Origin of the sequence: Acinetobacter guerrae (assembly GCF_009372255.1) — a bacterium.
Lineage (GTDB): Bacteria > Pseudomonadota > Gammaproteobacteria > Pseudomonadales > Moraxellaceae > Acinetobacter > Acinetobacter guerrae.
Genome location: NZ_LXGN01000056.1, coordinates 422,646 through 430,515, shown reverse-complemented (window position 1 = coordinate 430,515; position 7,870 = coordinate 422,646). Strand labels below are relative to the sequence as shown.

The 7,870-nt window shown below is 39.0% G+C and carries 10 protein-coding genes; 3 read left to right on the top strand and 7 right to left on the bottom strand.

Annotation, left to right across the window (positions count from 1 at the left end; genetic code table 11):
* Positions 1-61: 4Fe-4S dicluster domain-containing protein (locus A7A69_RS17070; protein WP_152878522.1), on the top strand; the 61-nt coding region annotated here is incomplete at its 5' end.
* 266 nt (positions 62-327) lie between these two features.
* On the opposite strand, the gene A7A69_RS15295 is transcribed toward A7A69_RS17070, so the two are convergent.
* The 3 genes from A7A69_RS15295 to tusA all read right to left on the bottom strand — a co-directional run bounded on the left by A7A69_RS15295 (position 328) and on the right by tusA (position 2,318).
* Complete coding sequence (locus tag A7A69_RS15295; RefSeq protein WP_151980462.1) at positions 328-1,353, bottom strand: DUF1214 domain-containing protein; 1,026 nt, start codon at positions 1,351-1,353, stop codon at positions 328-330.
* A gap of 111 nt (positions 1,354-1,464) precedes the next feature.
* A complete protein-coding gene (locus A7A69_RS15290) occupies positions 1,465-2,061 on the bottom strand; it encodes a LysE/ArgO family amino acid transporter (RefSeq protein WP_152878451.1) in 597 nt (198 codons plus the stop codon).
* On the bottom strand, positions 2,061-2,318 hold the full coding sequence (gene tusA / locus A7A69_RS15285) for a sulfurtransferase TusA (protein ID WP_120370721.1): 258 nt from the start codon (positions 2,316-2,318) through the stop codon (positions 2,061-2,063). Before tusA ends, A7A69_RS15290 begins: the two co-directional genes overlap by 1 nt.
* 190 nt (positions 2,319-2,508) lie before the next feature.
* On the opposite strand from tusA, the gene A7A69_RS15280 reads away from it, so the two are divergent.
* Together A7A69_RS15280 and lnt are read left to right on the top strand one after the other, a co-directional pair.
* Positions 2,509-3,348: an HlyC/CorC family transporter gene (locus A7A69_RS15280; RefSeq protein WP_120370720.1), complete on the top strand. Its 840-nt coding sequence runs from the start codon at positions 2,509-2,511 to the stop codon at positions 3,346-3,348.
* Positions 3,345-4,904 (top strand): apolipoprotein N-acyltransferase, encoded by a 1,560-nt coding sequence (gene lnt / locus A7A69_RS15275; protein WP_152878449.1) that lies wholly within the window; start codon positions 3,345-3,347, stop codon positions 4,902-4,904. Before A7A69_RS15280 ends, lnt begins: the two co-directional genes overlap by 4 nt.
* Positions 4,905-4,961: 57 nt before the next feature.
* Here lnt and A7A69_RS15270 read toward each other — a convergent pair whose 3' ends face one another.
* From A7A69_RS15270 to gspF, 4 genes are all read right to left on the bottom strand, one after another.
* Entirely contained in the window at positions 4,962-5,300 is a 339-nt protein-coding gene (locus tag A7A69_RS15270) for a tRNA-binding protein (protein WP_120370718.1), read from the bottom strand.
* A gap of 111 nt (positions 5,301-5,411) precedes the next feature.
* A complete protein-coding gene (locus A7A69_RS15265) occupies positions 5,412-5,750 on the bottom strand; it encodes a hypothetical protein (protein WP_152878447.1) in 339 nt (112 codons plus the stop codon).
* 340 nt (positions 5,751-6,090) lie between these two features.
* Complete coding sequence (gene gspG / locus A7A69_RS15260) at positions 6,091-6,543, bottom strand: type II secretion system major pseudopilin GspG (protein WP_120370727.1); 453 nt, start codon at positions 6,541-6,543, stop codon at positions 6,091-6,093.
* Between the two features lie 23 nt (positions 6,544-6,566).
* A complete protein-coding gene (gene gspF / locus A7A69_RS15255) occupies positions 6,567-7,772 on the bottom strand; it encodes a type II secretion system inner membrane protein GspF (RefSeq protein WP_120370716.1) in 1,206 nt (401 codons plus the stop codon).
* Positions 7,773-7,870 lie beyond the last annotated feature (98 nt).

The window sequence follows — 7,870 nt, the reverse complement described above, 5'->3', positions numbered from 1 at the left end:
ACAGAATATTACTTGGGTGACACCTGAAGGTGGCGGTGGGCCGAATTATCCAAATATGTAAGTTTTAGCCACCTTCGCTGCAAAAGCATAGCTTTTGCACTTGCAGCAGGGCAAAGCATGCTTTGCTCTCCCTGCTTCAGGCGGTGGGCCGAATTATCCAAATATGTAATTCGTTAAAAAACGGCGAGAGATTATCTTGCCGTTTTTTTATTTTTCCCTAGTGATAGCGATATTCTATATCCACATCATGGGTTAACCCATCGCAATAGTGTCATCGGTTTGAAGAACGCTTATTTTATAGAACACACCTTCTTTGAAACGAACTCATCATTTAACAGGCTGAGCTTCTGGGAAGTGCCATGTACCATTTAAAATAGAGGCTTGAGGTCGATATAACCGCACCATATAGTTCCAGCCTTTTACTATCGGAATACAGTTGACTGTGGTTTTATTGCAAGCGCCAAATTGAATACTAATTGAACCATCTTTGGCCTTTTGTGCAGTCACGCTGTTTAAGTTATAGCTGTTAAATTCATTTGGCTCATAATATCCCTGTTCGTTATAGACACTTACTGACCAAAACTCTTTTACAGGTACATCTTTAACCGTAAGTTTATAAACAGTTTTACCATCATTTTGTTTTGGTGTTATGTTCAGATAAGTGGCTTCTGTTTCTGGATTTCCACCCCAAGCCGATGCAGAACCAATCAAATGTAAAACAGGATCAACTTCATCTTTTTTGCCAAACATTCCATTCGTATTCGGTAATGTTTCACTTAATACCAATAAAGCATCTCTCACTTTTTTCTGGCTAGTTTGATCCCATTTTGGAATCACAAATTTTCCAGGCCCATTATTCTGTTCAATTTTTATTTGATCTTGCACTAAATGCGCCGATTTAACATCGTTAGGATCATTCGGATTTACTAATGTTCTGAAACCAAATAGTACATAACGTGTCCCAATATTTTTCTTATTAAATATATATGTCCCTTTGTCGTAAATAACAAAAGGGGTGTAATGATCTTCGGAAATTACTTGTAAAGATTGAAATCTCCCTTTGGTATCAGGCATAGTGATTTTTACAGGCCCCGCATCTAAATCATATACCCCTGAAGAATATAGCGTGTCACGGTTTAAGCGAATAATGGTCTGATTTTTCACAGAAGCCACATCTCTTCGATTATATAATTTACCTAAGCCCCCATCCTTTACCTGAGCAGCCAAATATAAATCACTTTCAGCTCGTACAAAGTTTTTAGGTGTAACCGTTACAGTCTCATCTGCATAGACACTGTTTGCTATAAATGCAATAGAGGACAAGAGTGCTGTATTCAATAATTTTTTAGACATGATAGATCCCTTCTTTTTGGGTTTTTTGATTATTCTCGTTAAAAATAATATACGCTTTTGATCTAACTGTTTATAAAAAAAAACTCACTTTTATTTATATCAATTTGAAAATCAGACGAGCAAAGAGTAAGCAATTAACCACATTACAATACCAATGATAATATCTAAAATTTTCCATGCTTTAGGTTTCTCAAATATCGGTTCGAGTAATCTGGCGCCATAACCCAAACTAAAAAAGAATACAAAAGATGCCGTGACGGCTCCTGCAGCAAAAGCAGCTTTATTGGCATATTGAGAAGAAATAGAACCTAATAAAACCACCGTGTCCAAATAAACATGTGGGTTCAACCAAGAAAAACTTAAACATAAAATTAAAGTCTGTGCTAAAGAATTCACTTTTTGTCCCGCAGCATGCAAACCATCTTTAGCAGTATAAGCACTATAAAAACTGCGTAAGCCATAAGCGAATAAGAAAATAGCACCAAACCATTTCATCGCCTGAATGAGCCATGTCTGTTGACTCAACAAGCTTGCAAAACCAAAAACACCTAATGAAATCAGCAATGCATCTGAAACCGCACAAATCAAACACACCAAAAATACGTGTTGTTTAAGTAGCCCTTGTTTTAAAACAAAAGCATTTTGTGCGCCAATGGCTAAAATTAAAGAGAAACCAAGTAATAAACCTGCCAAATAGGTAGAGAACATTATCCTTTTTGCACCAAATAACGGTATTCTTTTAAACCTGCATCATCTAAAAGTTCTTCTTGAGCTAAAAGTACATGCCCCAAATGCAGGCAAAACTTGGGAATATCCCATGAAGTAGACGGGTCTGTCGCCAACACTTCTACCACTTCTCCCGATTTTGATTTTCGAATGGCTTGATGCAGCATCATGACAGGTTCAGGACAACGCAAACCGCGTGTATTCAACTGAATCGTTGGAGTTAAATCTAGTGAGGACATGCCTATACTTGAGCAAAAAACTGGATCGTAGTTTAACATAAACTTAACTTCCCAAGAAAAATGAAAAAAATCATGACTCATCAATTTGAATCATTTACGGTTTCTAATCGTTTTAGTAATGCATAAGCCATTTTTCTTCGGTATGATTAAAAATCATTTATTGGCAAATTAAGAGTCTTTAGGAAAGATCATGCAAGAGGAATCAGGCCCATCGTGGGGTATGCGTGGCTTAAGAAAATGGTTAGGCACGGCACCAGAAACACGTGACGAACTGTTAAAACTCGTTCAAGATTCACAACGTTTTTTAGAACCAGATACTGTGGCCATGCTAGAAGGTGTACTTGATCTTCCTGCGACCAAAATCCGCGAAGTCATGACACCACGCACTGCCATGATTAGTTTGCAAGAAGATGATGAGCTACTGGATATTTTGCACGTCTTGGTTGAATCAGCGCATTCACGGTTTCCTGTATTTTCATCAGATCAGCCCGATAATGTAGTTGGAATCTTACTTGCTAAAGATTTATTGCCGTTCTTAACTGAACATGGCGCTAAGGTGGATGTACGCGCTTTAATGCGACAGCCACTTTTTGTTCCAGAAAGTGCACGTTCTGATCAGGTTTTGCGTATGCTCAAACACACACAAACGCATATCGCGATTGTGATTGATGAGTACGGAACAACTTCTGGACTTGTCACGCTTGAAGATATTCTAGAAGAAATTGTCGGTGAAATTGAAGACGAACATGACAATGCCGATGAAGAAGCACAATACATTGTGCCAGATCATGCACATAACACAGCAAATACATGGTTGGTACAGGCACTTACACCAATTGAACACTTCAACACGGTTTTAGATGCTGATTTTTCTGACGATGAAGTAGAAACTATGGGCGGTTTATTGCTTCAGGAAATTGGTTTAGTGAGTGATTTGCAAGGTCAGATCGTAGAGCTTGAAAATTGGGAATTTACGATCGTTGAAGCAGATGCACGTACTATTCATCTGATTCGAGCTGTTCGTAAATGAGAACATACTTCAAAAAATTGTTAGGATCATCCCAGCAAAAACAACAACTGCCTTTTATTATTCCCCTGCTTATTTCACTATGTGCAGGTGCTATTTTTAGTCTGGCACTCGCGCCTTATTATTACTGGTGGCTTGCAATTTTATCGCCAGCATTATTGTATGCTTCTCTCAAAAACCGTACAGCCAAACAAGCGTTTGGGATTGGTTGGGCATATGGTTTTGGCTTATGGTTTGTTGGAGCATTTTGGCTCTATACTTCGATACATGTCTACGGCGATACCAATGCTGTTTTAAGTGTACTTATGATTGGCTTTATGGCCTTAGTCATGGGACTTTTTACCGCAGTTCAAACTTGGCTATATCGTAGGTTTTTCCCAGAAACACCGCTAACTTTTGCACCACTCTGGATATTCTTTGAATGGGCAAAAACTTGGGTGTTTACAGGTTTCCCGTGGCTTTTTGCAGGTTATGCTTTCACCGAACGGTTTCTGGATGGCTATGCGCCGTTATTCGGAATTTTCGGGGTTTCCTTTGCGGTCATCGTATTGGCGTGTGCATTGGTTGAAATTTTACAACGTCGTATTTTCTGGGTGATTCCATCAGCCCTATTATTATTAGGCGCGTGGGGAGCATCAAAGCTTGAATTTGTGCAGCCCAAAGACAGCAAACCGTTATCTGTATCTCTCATTCAAGGTAATATTCCACAAGATCTAAAATGGCTGACTGAATATCAAGTCAAAACCTTGATGATCTACGCCAATTTAACCCGCACAGAATGGGGACGTGATCTAATCGTTTGGCCTGAATCCTCTATTCCAATGTTCCAAACCGATATTGAGCCTTTTCTGGATGCCATGCAGCAGCAAGCAAAAAAAACGGGTTCAGCATGGGTGACGGGGATTCCATATTGGGATTTAGAAGCTTCTCAACACATTGGAACTCCGCAGTACTACAACAGTATTATGGCTTCGGGCAGTGACGCTTCTGGGCTGTATAAAAAACAGCGTTTAGTTCCCTTTGGTGAATATATTCCGCTTTCAGGGCTACTGAGTTGGGTATTACCTGCCTTACAAAATGACCCTTCGATGAGTGGTTTTAGTCAGGGAGCTAGTGACCAAAAACCCTTGATGATTAAGGGGCATCCACTTGCAGCAGCCATTTGTTACGAAATTGCTTATCCGAATCTCACTCGGCGTAATGCAGAGAATAGTGACTTTTTGGTCACTGTATCCAACGATGCATGGTTTACTGGAACCGCAGGCCCAATGCAGCATTTACAAATGGTGCAGATGCGCGCTAAAGAAAATGGGCGCTGGTTTATTCGTGCCACCAATACAGGTGTAACTGCGTTCATCGATCAACATGGTCACATTGTTAAACAAGCACCAATTGATAAAGAAGCCGTACTACGTGGTGAATTGCCTGCGATGCAGGGTGAAACGCTATATACCCGTTTAAGTGACTGGCCAATTTTAGGCTTTTCATTGTTACTTTTAATCATGGGTTGGTTTTATCGCCCCAAACGAGTCGATGTTAGCTTTAAATCACGACGTTAATTTTTGTAGAATCATGATACCGAGATTTAAATAGATCTCGGTTTTTTATCAATACGCTCAAAGCAATTTAGTCCCCAACGGTACATTCAAATCAGGCACACAAAGCGCCACGTCACCATCTGCATTATGAAAACCAGTAACCAGACATTCGGACTGAATAGGGCCAATTTGTTTCTTGGGAAAATTGATCACAGCAACTACAAGTTTATTCACTAAATTTTCTGGTTGATACAGTTGGGTAATTTGTGCACTGGATTTTTTTATCCCCAGTTCTTCTCCAAAATCAACATGCAAGATATAAGCAGGTTTACGTGCTTTTTCAAAAATCTCAGCTTTAATAATTTTTCCTACTCGTAACTCAACTTTTAAAAAATCCTGCCATTCAATTAAATCCATCATGTATTTTCCATTTGCTTCATTTTAGCCACTATTATGCAGATACAAGCCAAAATTAAAAATGGAAAATAAAAAAACGAGTCCTAAGCCTCGTTTGATCATTCAGGATATTTATAGTGTTTCAGTAAGATAAGACACCATTACAGCCAAGCTTAACATTGGCACATAACGATAAATTGAAACCACGGTCTGCTCAAAATTCGAGATTTGTTCTTCAACGACGACTTTTAATACCGTTGCTTTTAACGCTGAATAAAAACTTAAAATCAGGATTGCACTAAATAAACTAAGCGCAATGAAACCTACCATAATTTGGCTAGTTGCATCTGACATTTGCCAAATCGCTAAAATACCCTGACTTAACGGAAGTAGGCTCAAGATCAAGAGAATAGATTTGAGCATTGACCAATGAAATTGATGAATTTCATCTAAAAAAAATAATGCTTTCATACTCTCCCTCCGACAGTAAAATGACTGACTTATAATCTATTATGCAAAGTTTTAATTAAATAAAAAGTCTATTTCCATCCATAATTCACTAATCTTGTAATCAGTAAATATGGGAATAGTTCTTATTATAAGTCTCATCTCTTTATATTTTAACAATATCGATAAAAATCAATTAAATAGTTTAAAAATTCAAATTGATATGTATTATCATTTTATAGTTTTATTCTTTAATCCGATGCAACAAACCGATAATTTCCATATTAACATTTGATTATTTTACATAGATAACATTCTACTTGAGAATGTTATCTATTTTTAAGCCCAACTTTTAAAACTAATCTTAAGGTTTATAGTAAATATCTGCATCGTTACTTTCGCCGCCAGATTTTCCATCTGCACCAAAAGAATATAAGTCATAAGCGCGTCCTTCTGTACCAGGAATAACGTATTGAATATCATTTTCCCAGCTATCTTTTGGATAACCGCCTTTGACATAACCGCCTGGCAACCAGTTTTTCGCAGTAGCAGGCTGAGTCACGAGCGCATCCAAACCACCTTCTTGCATAGATGGATAATGACCATTGTCTAGCTTGTATTGATCTAATGCTCCTGCCACACCTTTTAAGGTGATTTGTGTGGTATCCACTTTGGCTTTTTCACCACGCCCCATCACATTTGGAACAATCAATGCAGCTAAAACACCTAAAATTACGATCACGACCATCACTTCAATAAGTGTGAATCCAGACTGTTTGTTCATGATTTTATTACTCTGCATTTTCTGCTTATTCATTTTCATCTCTAACATACAACTCATTAAATCATATTATTCATATTTACAATTGGCAGCATTACCGCAATGACAATCACCAGTACAATAGCTGCCATAAACACCAGCATCAACGGTTCAAGCAGTGCCAATAAGGTTGAGATAAATGTTGTGACTTCACGATCCTGCATATCGGATGCTCGCTTCAACATTCGGTCTAGTTCGCCTGATGCTTCACCACTTCGTATCATTTGTACCATCATTGGTGGGAAATAACCACAACGCTCAAGTTGGGTTGCCAGATTACCACCTTCAGTGACTCTTTCAGCCGCAATATTAATCGCATCTCTAATCACCCAGTTGCTACTGACCGCAGCCCCAATTTTAAGTGCATCGACTAAAGGGACACCTGATTGAGTCAAAATCGATAAGGTACTGGCAAAACGTGCCGAGTTTATACCACGTGATAATTTACCAAATAATGGCAACCTGAGCGTTAAACGATCAAATGCATAATGCCCTGCGGTTGTTTTTAAAAATCGAATAAAAGCAATAATAGCAACAACACTGATGACCAATAAAAATGGCCATGCGTGACGAATCAGATCACTAGCTTTCATCAATACCACGGTAATCCATGGCAAGGCCTGTTTACTTTGGTCGAAGGTTTTAACAATATCAGGTACTACATAAGTCATGAGCCCCATCACAATTGCAAAAGACATCAGCAATAAAATGATTGGATAGATCATTGCACCTTGAATTTTCTTTTGCATGGCAAATCGATTTTCAGTGTAGTCAGAAAGCTGATCGAGTATCAGATCCAAATGCCCTGAGCGTTCACCTGCAGCAATAGTCGCAATGTATAAGTCAGGGAAACGACCCGATTGCTGCATGCCTTGTGCCAACGAATGCCCCTCAAGTACCTTAGAGCGCACCGAAAGGAGTAAGTTTTGTACATGGGCTTTTTCATTTTGTTTGGCCACTGCCCGTAATGCTTCCTCAAGCGGGATCGATGCAGCCACCAATACAGAAAGCTGCCTCGTCATGAGTGCCAGATCATAAGCACTAAACTTTTTTTGAAACCATGAACGTTGCTGATGTTTATCTTTTTGCTCAACGGGTTCAACAGCGATTGGTGTCCAGGTTTTATCCCTTAGTTGCTGGCGGATTTGTCGTGCTGAGTCCCCTTCCAGCACACCTTTTTGCTGTTTCCCTGAAGCGTCAATGGCAGTAAATTGATAGGCAGGCATGATCTTTTCTAATTTTTTCCAAAAAAATAGTCGGCTAGCTGTTGCATCTTTCCTACAGAATCCCTCATATTTCGGAGCATTACAGCTTTGCACACTTT

Excerpts from the sequence above, each read along its gene's own strand:
- A7A69_RS15295 (WP_151980462.1), bottom strand. The coding sequence starts at position 1,353 with ATGTCTAAAAAATTATTGAATACAGCACTCTTGTCCTCTATTGCATTT.
- A7A69_RS15290 (WP_152878451.1), bottom strand. The coding sequence starts at position 2,061 with ATGTTCTCTACCTATTTGGCAGGTTTATTACTTGGTTTCTCTTTAATT.
- tusA (WP_120370721.1), bottom strand. The coding sequence starts at position 2,318 with ATGTCCTCACTAGATTTAACTCCAACGATTCAGTTGAATACACGCGGT.
- A7A69_RS15280 (WP_120370720.1), top strand. The coding sequence starts at position 2,509 with ATGCAAGAGGAATCAGGCCCATCGTGGGGTATGCGTGGCTTAAGAAAA.
- lnt (WP_152878449.1), top strand. The coding sequence starts at position 3,345 with ATGAGAACATACTTCAAAAAATTGTTAGGATCATCCCAGCAAAAACAA.
- A7A69_RS15270 (WP_120370718.1), bottom strand. The coding sequence starts at position 5,300 with ATGGATTTAATTGAATGGCAGGATTTTTTAAAAGTTGAGTTACGAGTA.
- A7A69_RS15265 (WP_152878447.1), bottom strand. The coding sequence starts at position 5,750 with ATGAAAGCATTATTTTTTTTAGATGAAATTCATCAATTTCATTGGTCA.
- gspG (WP_120370727.1), bottom strand. The coding sequence starts at position 6,543 with ATGAATAAGCAGAAAATGCAGAGTAATAAAATCATGAACAAACAGTCT.
- gspF (WP_120370716.1), bottom strand. The coding sequence starts at position 7,772 with ATGCCTGCCTATCAATTTACTGCCATTGACGCTTCAGGGAAACAGCAA.